15 protein-coding genes are annotated in these 19,776 nt (G+C 26.1%); 14 read left to right on the top strand and 1 reads right to left on the bottom strand.

The window, feature by feature from the left end; genetic code table 11:
• Position 1 precedes the first annotated feature (1 nt).
• The 12 genes from NG901_RS00430 (at position 2) to NG901_RS00485 (ending at position 15,239) form a co-directional block, all read left to right on the top strand.
• On the top strand, positions 2–1,690 hold the full coding sequence (locus NG901_RS00430; RefSeq protein WP_252211678.1) for a GspE/PulE family protein: 1,689 nt from the start codon (positions 2–4) through the stop codon (positions 1,688–1,690).
• Between the two features lie 91 nt (positions 1,691–1,781).
• Positions 1,782–2,984, top strand: a complete 1,203-nt coding sequence (locus tag NG901_RS00435; RefSeq protein WP_252211679.1) for a type II secretion system F family protein — start codon at positions 1,782–1,784, stop codon at positions 2,982–2,984.
• A gap of 243 nt (positions 2,985–3,227) precedes the next feature.
• Positions 3,228–3,659, top strand: a complete 432-nt coding sequence (locus NG901_RS00440; RefSeq protein WP_252211680.1) for a prepilin-type N-terminal cleavage/methylation domain-containing protein — start codon at positions 3,228–3,230, stop codon at positions 3,657–3,659.
• Positions 3,660–3,838: 179 nt separating this feature from the next.
• Positions 3,839–4,300, top strand: coding sequence for a type II secretion system protein (locus tag NG901_RS17050; protein ID WP_286673918.1), 462 nt, complete (start codon positions 3,839–3,841; stop codon positions 4,298–4,300).
• Between the two features lie 220 nt (positions 4,301–4,520).
• A complete protein-coding gene (pilM, locus tag NG901_RS00450; protein WP_252211681.1) occupies positions 4,521–5,687 on the top strand; it encodes a pilus assembly protein PilM in 1,167 nt (388 codons plus the stop codon).
• Between the two features lie 14 nt (positions 5,688–5,701).
• Positions 5,702–6,265: a PilN domain-containing protein gene (locus NG901_RS00455; RefSeq protein ID WP_252211682.1), complete on the top strand. Its 564-nt coding sequence runs from the start codon at positions 5,702–5,704 to the stop codon at positions 6,263–6,265.
• 16 nt (positions 6,266–6,281) lie between these two features.
• Positions 6,282–7,595: a pilus assembly protein PilO gene (locus NG901_RS00460; protein WP_252211683.1), complete on the top strand. Its 1,314-nt coding sequence runs from the start codon at positions 6,282–6,284 to the stop codon at positions 7,593–7,595.
• Between the two features lie 9 nt (positions 7,596–7,604).
• The gene (locus tag NG901_RS00465) at positions 7,605–8,591 is read left to right on the top strand and encodes a type IV pilus modification PilV family protein (RefSeq protein WP_252211684.1); all 987 of its coding nucleotides are present in this window, start codon (positions 7,605–7,607) and stop codon (positions 8,589–8,591) included.
• A gap of 11 nt (positions 8,592–8,602) precedes the next feature.
• Positions 8,603–10,996, top strand: a complete 2,394-nt coding sequence (locus NG901_RS00470) for a hypothetical protein (RefSeq protein ID WP_252211685.1) — start codon at positions 8,603–8,605, stop codon at positions 10,994–10,996.
• 16 nt (positions 10,997–11,012) lie between these two features.
• Entirely contained in the window at positions 11,013–11,537 is a 525-nt protein-coding gene (locus tag NG901_RS00475) for a PilW family protein (RefSeq protein ID WP_252211686.1), read from the top strand.
• Between the two features lie 73 nt (positions 11,538–11,610).
• Positions 11,611–14,565 (top strand): vWA domain-containing protein, encoded by a 2,955-nt coding sequence (locus tag NG901_RS00480; RefSeq protein WP_252211687.1) that lies wholly within the window; start codon positions 11,611–11,613, stop codon positions 14,563–14,565.
• A gap of 134 nt (positions 14,566–14,699) precedes the next feature.
• On the top strand, positions 14,700–15,239 hold the full coding sequence (locus tag NG901_RS00485) for a transposase (RefSeq protein ID WP_252211688.1): 540 nt from the start codon (positions 14,700–14,702) through the stop codon (positions 15,237–15,239).
• 37 nt (positions 15,240–15,276) lie between these two features.
• Here the strand turns inward: NG901_RS00485 and NG901_RS00490 are convergent, their stop codons facing one another.
• On the bottom strand, positions 15,277–16,473 hold the full coding sequence (locus NG901_RS00490; protein ID WP_252211689.1) for a pyridoxal phosphate-dependent aminotransferase: 1,197 nt from the start codon (positions 16,471–16,473) through the stop codon (positions 15,277–15,279).
• Between the two features lie 228 nt (positions 16,474–16,701).
• Here NG901_RS00490 and NG901_RS00495 point away from each other — a divergent pair, with 228 nt between their 5' ends.
• Positions 16,702–17,946, top strand: coding sequence for a methyl-accepting chemotaxis protein (locus NG901_RS00495; protein WP_252211690.1), 1,245 nt, complete (start codon positions 16,702–16,704; stop codon positions 17,944–17,946).
• 271 nt (positions 17,947–18,217) lie between these two features.
• The gene (locus NG901_RS00500) at positions 18,218–19,003 is read left to right on the top strand and encodes a peptidoglycan recognition protein family protein (protein WP_252211691.1); all 786 of its coding nucleotides are present in this window, start codon (positions 18,218–18,220) and stop codon (positions 19,001–19,003) included.
• Positions 19,004–19,776: the final 773 nt, after the last annotated feature.

Consider the following 19,776-nt stretch of genomic DNA (forward strand, 5'->3'; position numbering starts at 1 on the left):
CATGGCAATTGAAAAAAAAAGATTAGGTAATATTCTTATAAATGCAGGAAAAATAAATAGTTATCAGTTGCAAGAAGCATTAAAATCACAAAAAATTCTTGGGAAAAAACTAGGAGAGATACTAGTAGATAGTAATGTTATTACAGAAGAAGAAATAATAGAGTCTGTTGAACAACAAACAGGAATAAAAAAGGTAGACTTAAATACAATAAGCTTTGATAAAAAAGCAATATCAATAATACCTAAAAACTTATGTAACAAATATTCACTAATACCTTTCGGATTTGATAATAATAAAATAAAAGTAGCTATGGTAGATCCACTTAATATTTTTGCAATAGATGATGTTGCAATCTCAACGGGTTTTGAAATAGAAACATTCATATCTAAAAAGAATGACATAAAAAAATTCATAGAAGTATATTATAGTAGTCAGCAAATTAGTATGGCTGCTAAACAGCTAGCTCAAGAAAGTTCAGAGTTAAAAAAGAAAAATATTATAAATATTGAAGAAATAGATGATGTAAAGAACGCACCTGTTGTAAAAATGGTTGAATATCTGTTCAAAAATTCAATAGAGATGAATGCATCAGATATACATATAGAACCATTTGAAAATGAGATAAGAATAAGGTATAGAATAGATGGACAATTACAAACAGTAAATGTTTTAAATATAGATAGTTTAGGTCCATTGATAACAAGAATAAAAATTCTTGCTGGGCTTAATATAGCAGAAAAAAGAATACCTCAAGATGGAAGAATAATGGCGAATATAGGAGAAAATGATGTAGATCTTAGGGTATCAATATTGCCAGTAGTACATGGAGAAAAAGTAGTTATAAGAATATTAAATACATCTAATTATAATGTAAGCAAGGATAAATTGGGTATAAATGAAAAAAATTTAAAGAAAATAGATAAAATAATATCAAATCCATATGGGATAGTATTAGTTACTGGTCCAACAGGTAGTGGAAAATCAACAACATTATATAGTATTTTAAGTGAATTAAATTCTACTAATGTAAATATAGTTACAGTAGAGGATCCTGTTGAATATACTTTACCAGGAATTAATCAAGTTAATGTAAATACAAGAGCAGGACTTACATTTGCAAGTGGACTTAGAAGTATATTAAGGCAAGATCCGGATATAGTTATGATTGGTGAAATACGAGATAATGAAACAGCAGAAATAGCTATAAAAGCAGCTATAACAGGACATTTAGTATTAAGTACACTCCATACAAATGATGCACCATCATCAATAGTAAGACTTATAGATATGGGAATAAAACCATATTTAGTTTCTACTTCACTTGTTGGAATATTAGCTCAAAGACTAGTGAGAAAGATTTGCGATAAATGTAAAGTATCTTATGAAGCCAGTAAATATGAAAAGGAAATATTAGGAGTAAAATCAGGAGAAAAATTAACTTTATATAAGGGTGAAGGTTGTGGATATTGTAATAACACAGGATATTCAGGAAGAACTGGTGTATATGAAATTATGGAAATGACAAGAAAGCATAGAGAGGCTATAAATGATGGAGCTAATTCTGATATTTTAAGAGATATATCATTGAAGAATGGTATGACAACTTTAGGAATGGAGTGTATAGACTTAGTTGTTAAAGGAATAACTACAATAACAGAACTTGCTACAGTAACGCTTATAAAAGAATAGTAATGCTAATTATAGCTTAAATTATTAAAAATATAATTAATATATATAAATTATTATACAAAGGATCATATTTTATTAGGGGGGAGAAGCTATGGCTAACTTTAAATATAGAGCAATGAATACAGATAGAGAAAAAATTGAAGGAACTCATGAAGCTGATTCTAAGGGAGAAGTCATAGAATTTATTTCATCTAATGGGTATTACCCCTTAATGGTAGAAGAAATAATTGAAAGTAAAAAAATTGAATTTAAATTTAATAACAAAGTTAAATTTAAAGATCTTTCAATATTTTGTAGACAATTTTATACAATGTTAGATGCAGGCGTACCAATACTTACTTGTTTAGATATATTGACTAGTCAAACTACAAATAAAAAACTAAAGGAAACATTAAAAGAAGTTGAAGAGGATGTAGAAAAAGGAGGAATACTATCTGATGCCATGAGAAAACATAATGAAGTTTTTCCAAATCTTTTAGTAAGTTTAGTTGCGGCAGGTGAAGAAAGTGGTAACTTAGATAGCATAATGCTTAGAATGGCCAATCATTATGAAAAAGAAAATAAAGTAAATAATAAGGTTAAAAATGCAATGATATATCCAATAATATTGGGATTGGTAGCAATTTCAGCAGTCATATTTATATTAACTTATATTATGCCTACATTTACGACTATGTTTACTGAAAATGGAATAAGTTTACCATGGAGTACTAGATTTTTACTTTGGTTAAGTGGTTCATTAAAGGAAAATTGGTTTATGATCTTGCTTGCAATAATAGGAATTATTATTGCAATAAAATATATTTTTAAAACAGAACGTGGCGTAATTGCAGCAAGCAAGTTAAAGCTCAAATTACCAGTCATTAGAAGACTTAATGAAATGATTATAGTGTCCAGATTTACAAGAACTTTATCAACATTACTTTCAAGTGGATTACCATTAGTACAAGCTTTAGATATAGTTATGAGTGTTATTGATAATAAAATAGCTCAAAATGCAATAATAAAAGTTAAAGAACAAGTAGTAAGAGGAGAAACATTAAACTCCTCATTAAAAGAAACTGGTGTTTTTCCACAAATGTTGTATTCAATGATTAAAATCGGTGAAGAAACAGGATCTCTCGATGAGATTTTAAATAAGACCGCTGATTTTTATGATGAAGAATTGGAAACAACAATACAAGGAACAGTTGCACTAATGGAACCAGCATTAATAGTCATAATGGGTCTTATAATAGGATTTATAATAATTTCAATAATGATTCCGATGTTTGATAGTTATAATCAAATTTAATAATTTGGTTAGTTTTAATATTATAGTATATAGCTCATTGGACTGAGAAATTTACTTTAAGAATACTAGAACAAAGATTAGTCTAATTAATGCGTGCTCCAAATGAAATATTTGGACAAGCAATTAATTCAACAAATCTTTATTAAGAATTCTAAAAAGCAAATTTCAATGCCAACTCGCCATTATACTAAAATATTAATAATAATTTAAAACAAGATTAATAATTTATAAGGGGGATTCTCTATGAATAACTTATCAATCAAATCAATGTCAAATCAAATCTCAAAGAAAAAGAAGAAAGGTTTTACATTAGTAGAACTTATCATCGTTATTGCAATTATTGGAATATTGGCAGCAATTGCTATTCCTAAATTTGGACAAGTAACTAAGGATGCAAATGTAAAAGCTGATATTGCAACTGCAAAGAATCTTCATGGTGTAGCAGCAATGCTAGTAGCACAAGGTGAAAAAGATATAACTACTGATAAAGTATGGGAAAATATTGATGGTAAAAAAACAACAACAAAATTAACTAATAAAGACTTTGTTGTAAAAATTGATGATAAAACTGGGGACATAACAGTAACTGATGGAGAAAAGGATATATATCCTGATTCTACAAAATATGCAGAGATAACAGGTGAAGACAAAGATAAGAACAAAGATAATAAGTAACGACAATTTTAAGTTAAAGAAAATAAATAATTAAATAACTATATCTAAGTGTAAAGTCTAATTTTAGGCTTTACACTTTCTAATATGTAGATAAGTAAAGTTAAAATTTAAAAATAACATAGTGGGTTATTATATTTTAATTAAAATATAAATTTTGCATTTAAAGGGGGACATTAATAATGTTTAAGGATTCAGTATTAAGATTCACATTAAAGAAAAGAAAAAAAGGATTTACATTAGTAGAACTTATTATTGTTGTAGCAATTGTTGGAATATTAGCAGGTATTGCTATTCCTAAGTTTGGACAAGTGACTAAGGATGCAAATATAGCAGCTGATATTGCCAGTGCTAAAACTTTACATGGAGTAGCAGCGACGCTAATAGCAGATGGTACTATTGCAATTAAGCCAAGCACTGGAGAATATCCGGACAATGTAACAAAAGCTGTAGAATCTAGACTTGATGGAGAAAAATATCCTAAAGTTAAAGCATTAGATGGATATGAATTTGCAGTTGGAATTTATAAAATGGATGATATAAGAGTATTTGTAACCACTAATAAGACTGGTGAAGATGTAATAGAAGTATATCCAAATGGTAAAGGAATATATAATCTTGAAAATAAAGGAGCAGATAAATAAAAATATTATATTTAAAGAAGTTAAATTGTAAAGTTTGTTTTAACTTTACAATTTAATATATACATAATATTTAAAGTTTAAGATTAACAAATTAAAACAAATTAAAACAATTTAAGAATTTTGATAATCATGGTTCTTGAAATTAAAATTATAAACTTTTCAGATTAAATATATGACATAAAAGATAAGTATTTTAATAAGGGAGGGAATTTTTAATAAAGTGGGTAAATTAAATTTTGATTTTAGTAAATTAAAAGACTTTATGAATTTAGACATAAAAGATTTAAAAACTAAATTATTTAAAGAGAATAAAGAACATAAATCTATTAAAATTAGAAAAGAAAAAAAGAGAAAAGTTGTAGCTTTTGATATCGGAAGTACAAATATAAAGATAGCAGAGGGCACATATTATAAAGGTGTATTATCGGTTGAAAAATTAATAGACACTGTTACACCAGCTGAAGCAATTATTGATGGTAGTATTGAAAAAAAACAAGCACTTGTTTCAACTTTGCAAAAGGTATTAAGTGATAATGGAATAAATGCAAAGGAAGGAATATGTACAAATAATTCATCTTTAATTATAAATAGAGAAATTCTTATTCCAGATGTAAAAGAAGAGGAATTAGATACTGTTGTAAGGTATGAAATACAGCAATATTTACCTATAAACTTAGACGATTATATATTACAAATCACTATGATAGGTGAAGAATTTTCTGATGATGGTAAAAAATTAGAAGTTAGAGCAATTGCTTATCCAGAAAAGATGGCTAGAGGATATTATGATCTTTTAATGGCTTTAAATTTAAAGCCACTTGCTTTAGATGTTAACTATAATGCTTTAAATAAATTACTTAATTATATAGAGGTTATAAATGAACATAAATTAAATATTGAAGAGGCTGTTGTATTTATTGATATGGGAGCAACTAGTTTGGATGTAAATATATATAATAATGGAATATTAAAATTCACAAGAATAATAAAGGCGGGCGGAAAATATATCGATGAAATTTTATATGAAAATGTGAATATTCCAATAGAAGAATTAGAAAATTTTAAAGTAAATAACATAGATTTAAAAGAAGACGAACTAGATTTTCAAAATCATATAATTATAGGTACTTTAGATGAATGGATAGATAAAGTAGAAAAAATAATACAATTTTATAAGACTAAAAATTTTGGTGATGATGTTAATAAAATATTCATATATGGAAGAACATCCAGGATTAAAAATTTAGAAGAGTATATAACATCTAGAATTGGAATAGAAACAATAAAAATAAGAAATATTCCCCAAATAATTAATTATTCTAATATTGATATTGGTGAAAATATAGATAACTTCATTAATGTTATTGGTTCACTTATAAGGTTATAGGGGGTAGGTTTAATATGCGAGATATAAACTTTTTTAGTTCCTATAAAGGAAAGAATCAAGAAAAAAGAAGTGCTATGATATATATTTATGGAGCTATGGGCATTATTGGAGGATTAATAATCATAACTTTAATTTTTAATAGTGCTAGGATATTAATATTAAATAAAAATATAGAGAATTATAATGAAAAACTAAATAATTCAGAAATACAGCAAAAATTTTCTGAAGCTGAAAAAGTGAATGATAAAATAAGCACTTTGACTAAATATGATACAACATTAAATGATGTATTATCTAGGGTAAATAATAGGAATAATGTTTCAGATTTAGTATTAACTGATATCAATTCAACCATACCATCTCAAATTTCATTTAAAACTTTACAAATTAATAATGATGTCTTAACAATTCAAGGAGTATCATCAAGTAGGGATGCAGTAGGGGAATTTCAACATAATTTAAAAGAATTATCAATTATGAAAGAAGTATTTGTTAATTCTATAGATGTTGATAGTTCAATAGAAGGTCAATATTCCTTTGATATTAAATGTGTATTAGGCATATTAAATGTGCCTTAAAGGAGGGTAATTTAATATGAAAATAAGTAAAAGGGAAAAAGTAATGTTAAGTGTACTTGCGATTGTTCTTATTGGATTTTTTTATTATAAATTTATATACTTAAATCAAACTTCAAAGATAGCAGATAAGAGTAAAAATAAAAATGAATTAGAACAAAAATATAATAATATTATAAATACTATAAATTCATTAGATGACAAGAAAAGTGAAATAAAGATTTTAAATACTAAAGTGTCATATAAAGCAGATTCGTTTTATCCAACTATAAGTCAAGAACATTTAATATTAGAATTAGACAAGTTGTTAAAAGATAGTGGTCTTGAAGGTGGTTTTATATTTAACAAGATAGAGGTGGCAGAAGTGCCTGAAACAGAGAAAACTCAGGAGAATTTAAAGGAAAGTACAATTACTCAAATGACTGAAAAATATAATGATAAGATTAATAGTATTATTGAAAAAAATAATTCTTCATCTGAGAGTGATAATTCAAAAATTGAATCAAATTCAGATGAGTCTTTATTAAATGATTCAAAAGATACACAACATAAAAGTAAGTCATCAAGGGATAATGAAAATAGTTTAGGTAGAAATGATAGTAACTACAAGGAAGAGGTAGAACAAATAAAGTTTGAATTGAATTTTTCAGGAAGCTATACTGCCTTAAACATATTTTTGAATTCTATTAGAAATTATGAAAGAAAGATAATTGTAAATTCTATAATTGTATCTGAAAAAACTATAGATCAAGTAACAGGAACAATGAGTTTAGAGATATATGCTATGCCTAAAATAAATGATGACTTGGAAAAATATTTGAACTGGACTGTAAATAATATTTATGGTAAATCGTCGCCTTTTAGCTTAGATGGTTCAGTTGGAAATGTAATAACAGATCAAGATAAACTTGATAGTGATTTTTTAATTTCAGTAAAGTCAATAACTTCAGAATTACCAAGTATTATAATGGGAAAAAGCAATGATAAATCAAAGGCTACTTATATATATGCAAATAATAATGATGTAGAAGAAGCGGAAATTATAATAACAGAAATGGATGATAAATACTACTATAAATATAAGACATCAAATGGAAGCTATCCTATTGATTACAATGGATTAGGACAAGAATTTACATCGAATTCAGATAATATAAATATAAGAATTTTAAGCGAAAACAGAGTTAATTCAAATGATAAATCAGGATTAAAAATAAATATTATAAATAAAACTGATAAATTAGTTAATGTAGAAATAGATAACGATGATTCAAAAAATGCAAGAGTAACAGTAGATGGTGATAGTAAAAATATAAGTGTTAATAATAAGTAGGGATGATTTATGAAAAATTTGTATAAAAGGGACAGAGAGTTTACTTTAAAAATAAATCACAAAAACAGAGGTTTCACACTGGTAGAAGTAATATTAGCATTTGCAATTTTTGCAATAATAATGAGTGGAACATATGGAATCGTTATGACATCTATGAGAAATAATAAAGCAGGTGAAGTTAAACAGAAAGCTGCTTTATATGGACAGCAGATATTTGAAGATATTAAGAGTGGAGAAATGAAAAAAAATGATGATATAAATTATGAACTTTCAGGAATAAACTTTAAAGAGATTTCCTCCAATGAGAACAAAAAAGAATTTCAAGGGGATAAAGAATTTGGCAATGGATATAGTGCAAAGATAGCTTTAAAAAAGGTAAATAGCATTTCCTTAGATAAAGATAGCAGTAACTTAGAAGAAAATAATTATTATTTAAATAAGGAAAGTGAAAATAATAATAAAGTATATGAATTTAAATACAATATTGAAACTTATGAAAATGGTTCATCAGTAAAAATAGAAAACAGTAAAGGTAACAATATTACAATTACTAATGTTGATGAAAAATTAAATATTATTATAGAAACAGAGACCGTTTCAAATAAAAAGAATGTATTAATAAAATCAAATAATTCATCTGGGCAGTTAGAAGACAGCAAAGCAATAAATAGTGGTAGTAAAGATAATCAGATAAAGATAATTTTTAATTTTTATAATTTAAAATTTGAAAATGTAGACGGAAAAACTCAATATAAGGATGTAGAGATAGAAGTATATAATAAGGATAATATTCCATTAAATATAGAATTGCAAAAATCAAAAGAATTAAAAGTAGGTTTAATTACTAAAGAAGGGAAAGTAAGAGAGTTTACTAATAGATTAGAGAACGAAGATTTTGGGTTAGGTGAATTATATGATATAGAAGTTAAAATAGAATATAACAAAGGAAATACTGAATTTGTAGGTAATGCTATGTACAATATTTATATAAAGTAGGCGGTGATTAAATGAAGAAAAAACAAAAAGGATCTAGTTTAATTACTGTAGTTATTATTTTTACTATTTTAATTACGGTAGGAACAGCATTGTTATCTATGACTGTTGGAGACTACAAAATGAGAATTAAAGAAAGTAGAAAAATTAAAAATTTATATTCATCAGATTCAGGTTTAGATGTGGCATATGATGTTATTGTTAAAACATTTGATGGTGCAGTTAAATTTGGAGATTTTAAAGCAAGACAGCTTAAAGCTGGACAATGTAAGGGTGGTCCTAATTTAGAAAAATATAATGAGGCTAAAAAAGAATTTGAAGCTGCTAAGAAAAAAACTTATAGTACTGATGAAAAAAGAAGAAAAGCTATAAGAGCAGCAGAAAAAAAGTTTAATGAAAAAGTAAAAATGTTATCGGATTTAGAATTTAAGAGATGTTTTAGAGTGTTTATATCTAAAGAAAAGAGTCCAGACACTGATTCAGAAGGAGATATACCTAACAACATACTAGCATACTCAATTTGTAATCAAAGATATAGTGATATTGATTTATCAGATAAAAACCTAGAAGAGGATATAAAGTCAAATGATTTTAAATATTCATTATCAATAGAATTTACAAATGAAGAAAGTAAACCAGAACTTTTTGTATGCAGTAAGGATAGTGTAGATAAGCTAAAAGAAATAGTAAATGAAGATGGAAAAGACAAAGATTTGACTTCAATAAAGGATGATATTGATGGGATTTCTTATGATTCAAACAATGATGCATTTAAGATTCAGGTAACTTCAAAATTTATAGATAAAAGCAAAAACAATAATGATATTACTAAAAATAATCTTAGAATAGTTCAAGAAACCTATACAATAAATGTCCCTAATAATGAAGATGTAAGTTTTAGGGAAAGTACGGCTATAGTTGGTACATTTGATGATGTTAAAAATGTGTCATCAATGATTGTAGGCGGCAACATGAAAATTGATGGGAAAGATAATTTAGGAAACCATTTAGGTTGTCTTAATGTTAATGGAAATATATTTGTTAAAGGAAATAAAGAAGACAAGAATAATCGTGTTTATGACAAATATAAGGGTGGAATAAATATAAATAATAGTGAAATTATATTTAATGGTGAAGTAACTACAGCAAGTACATTCAATATTGAAGATAATGCGAAATCCACAGTAAATGGAGACTTATATGCACTGAATATTTTTGCAGGTAAAACTACTGATGGAAAATATGCCAATGAATTTGGGGGAAGTTCTAGTTTAAATATAAATGGGCAAGCTGTATTAGATAATGACTTAACACTTAAAGGTGTAGATACAAGTATAAAAATAAAAGAATTTTATGGATTAAATGATAAGAATATTGAGTCATCTAAAAACAATACTTCAGATAAACTAGAAAGAACATCTAGTAGCATTATAGTTAACGGTAATAAAAAATCAGGAGTAAAAATAACAGATTCAGCATATATTATGGGGGTTGCACATATAGCTGATGGTGATATTTCATATACCACTGGAGAATCAACAGGGGTAAAGGGAAATTATATAGCTTATGTAGACGAGAAAATAGCAAGATCAAATGATCCCTATGATGTAGGAAATTATATATCAGGAAATCTTCAAGATAAGAGTGAAAAGTTTACTAATTATTGGGATGACGGTAGAAAAGAAATAATTGATACTGGTGGGATAGAGCTTCCAGAAAAAACTTATGCCATAGGGGCTATTGTATATAAAGATGCAAATGGAAATACAGTTATTAAAGATAAAACTTATGAAATTAATGTTGAAGATTCTATAAGATCAAAAAAAGAGGAGTTCGGTAAGAAAGTTTATAATTTAAGTAGAGAAACATCTAAGGATATTGCAATGGAGTTATATAACAATATGGGAAATAACAAAAATCCTATTGAATCAATTATAAATTTAGAAAATATACCAAATAGTTATGATTTAAATGATTCAATAAATAAAAGTAAAAAAGCCATATTTAATAGTGATTCTGATACAACTATAGTTATAAAAGGAAAAGGATCAACCACTAGTAATGATTGGGAAAATAACAAATTAATTATATTAGATGCTGGAAATGTAAATTTAAATGCTGTTATAGTTACAGCTGGTGATGTAATTATTGATGGAAATGTTAAATTTAAAGGAAATATAATTACAGAAGGAAATTTAAAAGTCCAAGGCTTTGGAGATAAGACTATAACTTATGATAACGATACTATAGAGGAAATATATAAATATAATAAAGATGTATTTAATTCTGTATTTGTTGATGATACAAAGGACTTAAAAGATAGTACTGATGATGAAACAAGATTTATAAATGTTGACTATGATTTAAATAAATTCTTAAGTAGCAGGTTATGGAAGATAATAAGATAGTAGGGAGGTGGATTTAATGTTTAGGATAAAGAAAAAAGGTTTTACCTTAACAGAACTAATAATAGTTATGGCGTTAACACTTGTTATATTAGGAATGATATTTCAAATGTTTAATACTAATAATAGAATTATATCTGATGTAGACATTAGATCCACTTTACAAAATGAAGGACAAGCAATACAAGAGAAATTAAGTGAAATTGGAATGCAAGCAAATAGCATGGATTATAAAGAAGAAAACAATGATGTAAAATCTATAAATTTTGTAGTATTGAATGAAGATGAAAGTAAGAGTGAATTTGAAATAAAGAAAGAGGGTACAGAGCTTACTATAGTTAAATATAAAGAAACTATCATTGAAGGTGAAGAAGAAAAAAACAAAATAAGCACAAAGAGGTTGTCAAATAATTTAAATAAAATAAATATAAAATCTAGAAATGATAAATCTGCACAAATAGAGATTATATTATCTAAAAAAATGGGTTATAGTGACATAAAATATCCAGTGAATGTAAAATTTGCATTTAGAAATAAATATTAAAGACAAAGTTATTTAAACCTAATAGTATATGAAAGTTTTAGAGTTTCATATAAAAATAAAGAGGGTGAATTTAATGAGAAAAATCAAAAGTTATATGTCTAAATTAATAAATACAAAGAGAAGGAAAGATACTTTCATTGGGGTTGTAAGTATCTTTTTAATTGTGGCTATGATAAGTGGGCAACTTATAGTTGTCAATGCAATAGATAGAGGAATTTCTGATAAGCCATCATTTGATGTGGAAATAACATCAGTAACTCCAGAAAATCCAGTTATTGGAGAAGACATAAAGGTTGATGGAAAGATAATTCCAAGTGATTTTAAATGTAATATTCCTAAAAAAGAAATTGTATTAGTACTAGATACTTCAGGAAGTATGAAAGATTCTAAAATAAAAAAAATGAAGAATGCAGCAATAGAGTTTGTAAATAAAATAAAGAAAATACCTAATTTAGATATTGATATAGTTACTTATTCAACTAGCGGTTATACTTATTTAAATAATGGAAATACAGAAAAAGATTTATTAAAAATTATAAATTCTATTAAAGCTGATGGCGGAACTAATACTGGAGAAGGTTTAAGAAAAGCTACTTATATTTTAGATTTAGAAAAAAATAAGAATGCAGATAAATCTATTGTATTTATGTCAGATGGAATGCCAACCTATTATTCTATACTAGCAAAATACTATTGGTGGGATTTTCTTAAGCTATTTCCGTATAAATCATATTATGATGAAATAAATAATGAAATGATTTATACAGATGATCATATTTGGGAAATTAATAAAAGAAATCCTAGAGTTGAAGGTAGTGGTAAAGAAGAATCAAATAATGTAGATAAATCAACTAATTATGCGACTACTATAGGTAATATAATCAAAACAAAGAAATATAATATATATTCAATTGGATATGCACTAGGAGATGAGAATAGTACAGGAAATATGTTAATGAAGAAGATACATGAATCTATGGGCGGAATTGTAGGAGAAGATGGAACATTTTTTATGTCAGATGAAAATGCTATAAATGAAGTGTTTAACAATATAGGTGACAAGATAATTGCTGGGTATACTATTAAAGATGTTAAGTTAAATCTAAATTTAAATGATAATTTCAGTTTAAATATAGGTGGAAATTCAGTCAATATAAATAATATAAAATATATAGTTGATGAGAGAAGAAGCGATAATAAGGAAGTAGTTTATCATGCAGAACCAGTGCCATTCTCGTTTATAATTAAAGGAAAAGCGCCTGGAACCTATGAAGATATATTTAAAGACTCATTTATAAATATTCCTTGGAATAATGAGGATATAAAACTTAATGTGTCTAGAATAAATATAAATATATCAGAAAATAACTTACCTAATATAAATGCAGAAGTTAAATCTAATAAGAATGAATGCACATTGAACGAAAATATTAATTTTAATTGTATAGTAGCACCAGAACCATTTAAGTTTAATAGTAATAGTGAAATTAGTAGTCCTAAAGATGTGGTTATTTTATTAGATGTATCAACTGCAATGAAAGATAAGATTGGAGAAAATACAAGTGCATCTAATAATAAACCACAAAAGGGAGTGGATGGAATAGTAGAACAATCAATATTTAATAAATTATTAAGCAATAATTTATTACAAGGTGTAAAAACCAGATATGATATAGTTACTTATTGTCATAAAGTATGTGATACATCTATTGATGATATTGATATCAGCTGTAATAGTGAAAGTGATTATGCTGATAAATTCAAAACTAATGTACTTAATAACATTTATTTATATGATTCTAATAAAAGAAATATAAGCCAAGCATTAAAACTTGCAGGGCAAATTCTTGATGATGGAATCAGAGAACCATTTACTAATAAAATTGATGAAGGACGTGGAGCTGCCACTAAAAATATAATTATAATTGGTGGAGGTAGTATTAATTTAAATGAGGATGGATTACAGGATGAAATAAATAGTATAAGAGAAAAAAGATATAATAATATAATTACTGCTAATTTAGGTAACATTGATTCTGGAAGTAGTGAACCTAATAACAATTTAAAAGATTTACACTATAACTTAATTGGAAAAAAAGACAATGGTGATAATATATTAGAAAAAAAGGAAAATAAGTATTTTATAAATGTAAACTATAGAAACATTGATACTTCTAATCCAGAAAATATATTTTCGGATAGCAATAATTTAAATTCTAATAATTTTATACAAAATAATATTCTCCAAGATATAGCAAGAATATTAATGGGAGAAAAACAGAAAGAATATAATCTTGATATAACACTTAAATTTAATATAGGCTCAAATTTTAAAGTGGTATCAGGTATTAATTCATGTGAGGAGGAAGGGTATGATTATCATAGTCCCATAATAAATGTAAAATATATATTTAATGAAACTACTAAACAATATGAATCAACACCATTACCATATGATTTTATAATACAGCCAAGAGTAACAGGAGAATTAGGTTTTGGAGGTAATAACCATATAATATATAATAATTTAATTGGCAATGAAATTAGAAAGCCTATTAAAATACCTAAAACAATAGTAATAACTGGTTTGAAGCACGGAGTATATACTGGTATAGTTGGCGGTGCTCCAAGGATAAATAGTGGAATACCAGAGTGCAATAAAAATTCTAGCATTAATTTTGGAGCTTATTTTAAATATAATGGAGAATCAAAAGCTACACTAAATATTAGTGAAGAAAATGAAGTGGGAATTGATGAACCAATTAATATTTATAAGATAAAAAGTAATAATGAGTTACAATTATTAAATACTATTGAAGCATCATTAAGTAAATCATATAGCATAAATTTAAGTGAATTAGGTTTAACCAGTGGTGATAATGTTTTAATAGTGTACAATGAAAAAATTATAGTATCAGGGGAAACGCAATTACCTAAGACATTTGTTAATACTATAAAATTAGATAATAGTAATCCATTAAATGCATCAGTTAATATTACAGATTTAGAAATACCAGAATTATTCTGATGTTGGTGACAGTCACTTTTTCATGTTGGTGACTGTCACCCATGTTCTGTGGTGACAGTCACCAGCATGGACTAAAATGAATAAAATTACTTTAGATGTTCATAATTATAGAAAAAAGCTTAAGGAGAATATTTATGAGCAGGAAAAATAGAGAATGGTATCAAAATTCTATTATGCATGTAACTTCTAGAGGAAATCGTAGAAATTATATTTTTGCAGAAGATAGAGATTATAGAGTTTATATAAATTTAATTAAGGAATGTATAGAATATTTTGAAGGTGAATTTGAAGTATTGGGATATACTTTGATGACGAATCATATTCATTTACATATTCAAACTAAAGAAATTCACATAGGATTTTTTATGAAAAGGCTTAATAATGCCTATGCAAAGTATTTTAATAAGAAATATAACTATGTTGGACACCTTTTTCAAGAACGATATTGGTCACAAGTAATTAGTAATGATATTCAGATGTTAGAAACAAGTAAATATATTCATCTTAATCCAGTGAGGGCAAATATGGTAAAAAAACCTGAAGAATATAAATGGAGCAGTTATTGTGTTTACATAGGAAAGAAAAAAGAAAAGGTAGTAAATTGTAATATGGTATTATCTTTTTTTAAAACTGAGAATTGTCGTGAATTATACAAAAATTATGTAGAGGGGTGACTGTCACCCATGTTCTGTGGTGACAGTCACCAAAGCACTAATGGTGACTGTCACCATATAGTACCATTAATTTATCAAATGCAGGTAATGAGTTTTTGATTTTCTCATAAGATATGCAGTATGATAATCTTACATAACCTGGACATCCGAAGCTTGAACCAGGAACTAGTAATAAATTAAATTGCTTAGCATCCTCACAGAATTTTTTATCATCTTCAATTGGAGTTTTAGGGAATAAGTAGAATGCGCCTTGAGGTTTTAAGCATTCAAATCCTAAACTAGTTAAATGATTATATAAAAGATCTCTATTTCTCTTATAAATATTTACATCAACTTCAGCATCTAAAGATCTTGCAATAACTCTTTGGAATAATGAAGGTGCATTAACAAATCCAAGAATTCTATTTGCTATGTTTAATGAAGATTTTATGTCAGAGAAAGTATCTATATTATTATTTATAACAACATATCCAATACGTTCTCCTGGTAATGATAAAGATTTACTGTATGAATATCCAATAAATGAATTTTTATAATATTTCAATATACAAGGAACTTTAGCATTATCATAAACTATTTCTCTATATGGTTCATCTGAAATTAAGTAAATGTTAGTACCAAATTCTTTTTGTTTTTCTTCAAGTATAGAAGATAATTTCTTTAAAGCTTCATCTGAATATATAACACCAGTTGGATTATTAGGTGTATTTATTATTACAACTTTAGTTTTAGTTGTGATTTTTTCTCTTAGTGCATCCATATTAGGTTCAAATGTAGACGTATCTGGTTCAACAACAACTAATTTTCCATCATAGTTATTAGTGTAATGTCTATATTCACCAAAATATGGAGCAAAAGTAATAACTTCATCTCCAGGATTTAAAAGTGTTTTTAACATAATATTTAAGCCACCAGCAGCTCCACAAGTCATAACAATATTTTCATTAGAAAGATCTAATTTATATTTATTATTTAAAAATTTACTTATTTCATCTCTAACATCTTCATAACCTGAATTGTTCATATATCCATGAACAAGATTTGGAGATTCTTCACTTAATATCTCATTTATTATATTTTTTATATTTTCAGGAGGTTCAACATTTGGATTTCCAATACTATAGTCAAAGACATTTTCTTCGCCATAAATACTTGAAAGTCGTTTTCCCTCTTCAAACATAGCTCTTATAGCAGAATTATTTGCTACTAAGTTTTTCATTTTATCTGAAATCATTTTTTTCACTCCTTAAATAAATTACTCATAAAGATATTTTAACATAAATTTTGAAATAGTGTTTATTATTACTAAAAATTAGTGGAAAATTATATCTAAAATAATATAAAACTGTAATTAAATGGTTAATTATGAAATATATTAGATGATTATATAATTTAGGTAAATAAAATGTTATAATTAATTTATTTACAAAATTAATATATTTCTCAGGAGGTTTATTGTCAAATGATAAAAGATGTTAGTATAAAAATAAAAATTCTTATGCTGTATATACTTACCTTTGCAGTAGGAATAACTGTAGGAGTTATATTTTCTATTGATTTTAAAATGGAATTTATATTTTTAATTTTATCAATAATAATTATTGCATTTATTTTTATGATTTCAATTAATAGTATTATAAAACCATTAAATAAAATTAAGTCTTTAGCTCAAAGAATGGGAGAAGGAGATTTATCAACAGATATAGTTTTAGAAAGACATGATGAATTTGGACAAATAGTATTAGCTTTAAATAAAGCACAAGGAAATATTAGAAAAACAATTAAAGATACTATAAATAAGTCTTCAAATACTTCTGCTTTAAGTCAACAAATATCTGCATCTATTCAAGAATTAACATCGAATATGGAAAAGATGGATATGTCAACTACTAAAATAGTAAGTGGTATAGAAGATAATAGTAGTACTATTGAAGAATTATCTGCATCTATACAAGAAATTAATGCAAGCATGGAAGAATTAGCAGAAAAGGCACAGACATCAAATGAAAATTCAGAAAGAATAAAACAAAAAGCTGATGAAATAGAAGTTCATAGCAAGACTATAATTGAAGATGCAAAAAATGTATGCCTTGAAAAGGAAGAACGTATTTTAGAAGCAATTGAAGATGCTAAAGTTGTAGAAGAAATAAAAGTTATGGCTGATGCAATAAATGTAATAGCTAAACAAACTAATCTTTTAGCTTTAAATGCAGCAATTGAATCTGCTAGAGCTGGAGAAGCTGGAAAAGGATTTGCTGTAGTTGCAGAAGAAGTTAGAAAATTAGCAGAAGAATCTTCTAAAACAGTTATTACTATTCAAAGCACAATTGATAAAGTTGAAGATGCATTTAGCAATCTTTCAATTCATACTCAAGATATTTTACATTTTATAAAAAATGATATAAAAGATATACTTGTGAAATATGGAGCAGTAGGAAAGTCTTATGAAAAAGATGGATATTTTGTTAATGAGATGTCAACTCAATTATCATCAATGTCTCAAGAAATAGGGGCATCAATGGAGCAAATTAGTGCAGCTATTGAAAGTACAGCAAAGAATTCGGAAGTGACAACAGAGCACTCTCATAATATAAAAAATGGATTACATGAGACATCACAAGCTATGGATCAGGTTGCATCAGTAGTACAACAGGAAGCAGAACTTTCACAAGATTTAAGTGAATTAGTAAAAGAATTTAAATTATAATTAATTTTATACAATGCAAGTATAAATAAGTATGGATAAGTATTTTAATTATTATTATATTAGAATACTTATCCATATTTTTATTTTAGGATCTGTTTTAAATATGTGTTGATATATATATAAGCAAAGTGGACGGAGTAAAATGCCACTTTACCTATTGCATATATCAACATTTTCTTAAAACAGAGCCGTGTTTTAAAATATTTATCTGTATTTATTAACCAATATTTGGAAAAATACTTAAAATGATTTATAATATATTATGTAACCTATGAGAAAGAGGGTTGGATATGTTATGACAAGTATAACCGAAAAAAATAAATATAAAAGTAAATATAGACTTAAGTATAGAAATAAATCACAAATAAAATACAAAATAAGTCCTAAGGAAATAGAGCTAAACATAAAAAAAGAAAGTTTTAAAAATAAGCTTGTATTATTATTAATAGGAATAGTTGTATTGTCACTTGTAACAGGCTATTTAGGGAAATGTAGATATATACGATTTTTAAATGATAATCCTTATTATGAAGGAAATAAAATTAGAATAAGTACTTTGCAAAGAAAATTACCTAGTCTAAAGAAAGAATTAGGTATAAGAGAAGTAGATTATAAATGGTCAGGAGATTTAGAGTATAATAATAAACCAATATTGCTTGTATTTCATCATGCAGCATCTAGTAATTTAACACCATACAAAATACATGAAATGCATGTAGGAAAAAATTGGTCTGGAATAGGATATCACTTTTATATAAGAAAAGATGGGACTATATATAGGGGGAGACCAGAAGAAGCAATAGGAGCACATATAAAAGGGCAAAATAACAATACTCTTGGAATATGTATAGAAGGAAATTTAGAAGAAGAAGAACCAACGGAACAAGAAATTGAAGCATTAGAGAAGTTATCAACATATCTAATAATAAAATACAATATTTCTGGTGTTCAAGGACATGGAGATACGTATGATACTTTATGCCCAGGAGAAAATTTTCCTATGGAAAATGTAAAAGAAGCAATAACAAGTGAAATAAATGAGTTGTCTAATAGTTAAAATTTATAATATTAAAATGTTACCTGTAATCAAGGGATAGTTTTATATATTTGGCTATGTTTTAAAACAGTATTGATATTGTAGTATAAAGCTCATGGACAGAAGTTAAAAATGAAACTCGACTCATTTAGATTCGCTGAGTAAGTTCATGTTTCCAAATGTAAAATTTGGACATTCACTTAAAAACATAGCCATATATTTTTATCCTAAAAATGTCTTGTATAACTTTTATTTAACTAGTAAAACTATAATATGTAGAACTAAAATCAGCAAAATTAATTTAAAATATAACAAAAACTTTAAATTTTTTTAATGAACATAAGTCGAAAATATCTGTGTATAACTTTGTGGATTAAATATTTTAATGTACATAGGTGAAACGCTTATAAACCTAACCAAAACAGGGGTGTACACATTTTGTGGATTGAATAATTGCCTGTTGATAAATATGGGGATAAATAAAAGTAGACAAAATATAGGTACCTCAATATATAGCATGTACCAAATAAAATGTAACTATATATAGAAATGTGTAAAAATTAATACGATACCATATTATTAAAAGTTAGATGTAAGGATAAAAAATATGCATAATAAATATTTATTAACAATATTCACAAAACTGTGGATAAAACATGTGGATAATGTGCATAAGTTATTATAAATGCTGTGAATATTATATAAAACGTGTATAAAATTCAGAGATATAAACAAAAAATTATTAAATTTATTTAATTATTTAATTTAAGTAGTAAAAATATCTTTAAGAAATT

Origin of the sequence: Clostridium sp. CMCC3677 (genome assembly GCF_023845585.1) — a bacterium.
GTDB lineage: Bacteria > Bacillota > Clostridia > Clostridiales > Clostridiaceae > Clostridium > Clostridium aquiflavi.

Bases quoted from the DNA above. Each gene is read 5' to 3' on its own strand.
- NG901_RS00430 (WP_252211678.1), top strand. From the start codon at position 2: ATGGCAATTGAAAAAAAAAGATTAGGTAATATTCTTATAAATGCAGGA.
- NG901_RS00435 (WP_252211679.1), top strand. From the start codon at position 1,782: ATGGCTAACTTTAAATATAGAGCAATGAATACAGATAGAGAAAAAATT.
- NG901_RS00440 (WP_252211680.1), top strand. From the start codon at position 3,228: ATGAATAACTTATCAATCAAATCAATGTCAAATCAAATCTCAAAGAAA.
- NG901_RS17050 (WP_286673918.1), top strand. From the start codon at position 3,839: ATGTTTAAGGATTCAGTATTAAGATTCACATTAAAGAAAAGAAAAAAA.
- NG901_RS00455 (WP_252211682.1), top strand. From the start codon at position 5,702: ATGCGAGATATAAACTTTTTTAGTTCCTATAAAGGAAAGAATCAAGAA.
- NG901_RS00460 (WP_252211683.1), top strand. From the start codon at position 6,282: ATGAAAATAAGTAAAAGGGAAAAAGTAATGTTAAGTGTACTTGCGATT.
- NG901_RS00465 (WP_252211684.1), top strand. From the start codon at position 7,605: ATGAAAAATTTGTATAAAAGGGACAGAGAGTTTACTTTAAAAATAAAT.
- NG901_RS00470 (WP_252211685.1), top strand. From the start codon at position 8,603: ATGAAGAAAAAACAAAAAGGATCTAGTTTAATTACTGTAGTTATTATT.
- NG901_RS00475 (WP_252211686.1), top strand. From the start codon at position 11,013: ATGTTTAGGATAAAGAAAAAAGGTTTTACCTTAACAGAACTAATAATA.
- NG901_RS00480 (WP_252211687.1), top strand. From the start codon at position 11,611: ATGAGAAAAATCAAAAGTTATATGTCTAAATTAATAAATACAAAGAGA.
- NG901_RS00485 (WP_252211688.1), top strand. From the start codon at position 14,700: ATGAGCAGGAAAAATAGAGAATGGTATCAAAATTCTATTATGCATGTA.
- NG901_RS00490 (WP_252211689.1), bottom strand. From the start codon at position 16,473: ATGATTTCAGATAAAATGAAAAACTTAGTAGCAAATAATTCTGCTATA.
- NG901_RS00495 (WP_252211690.1), top strand. From the start codon at position 16,702: ATGATAAAAGATGTTAGTATAAAAATAAAAATTCTTATGCTGTATATA.
- NG901_RS00500 (WP_252211691.1), top strand. From the start codon at position 18,218: ATGAGAAAGAGGGTTGGATATGTTATGACAAGTATAACCGAAAAAAAT.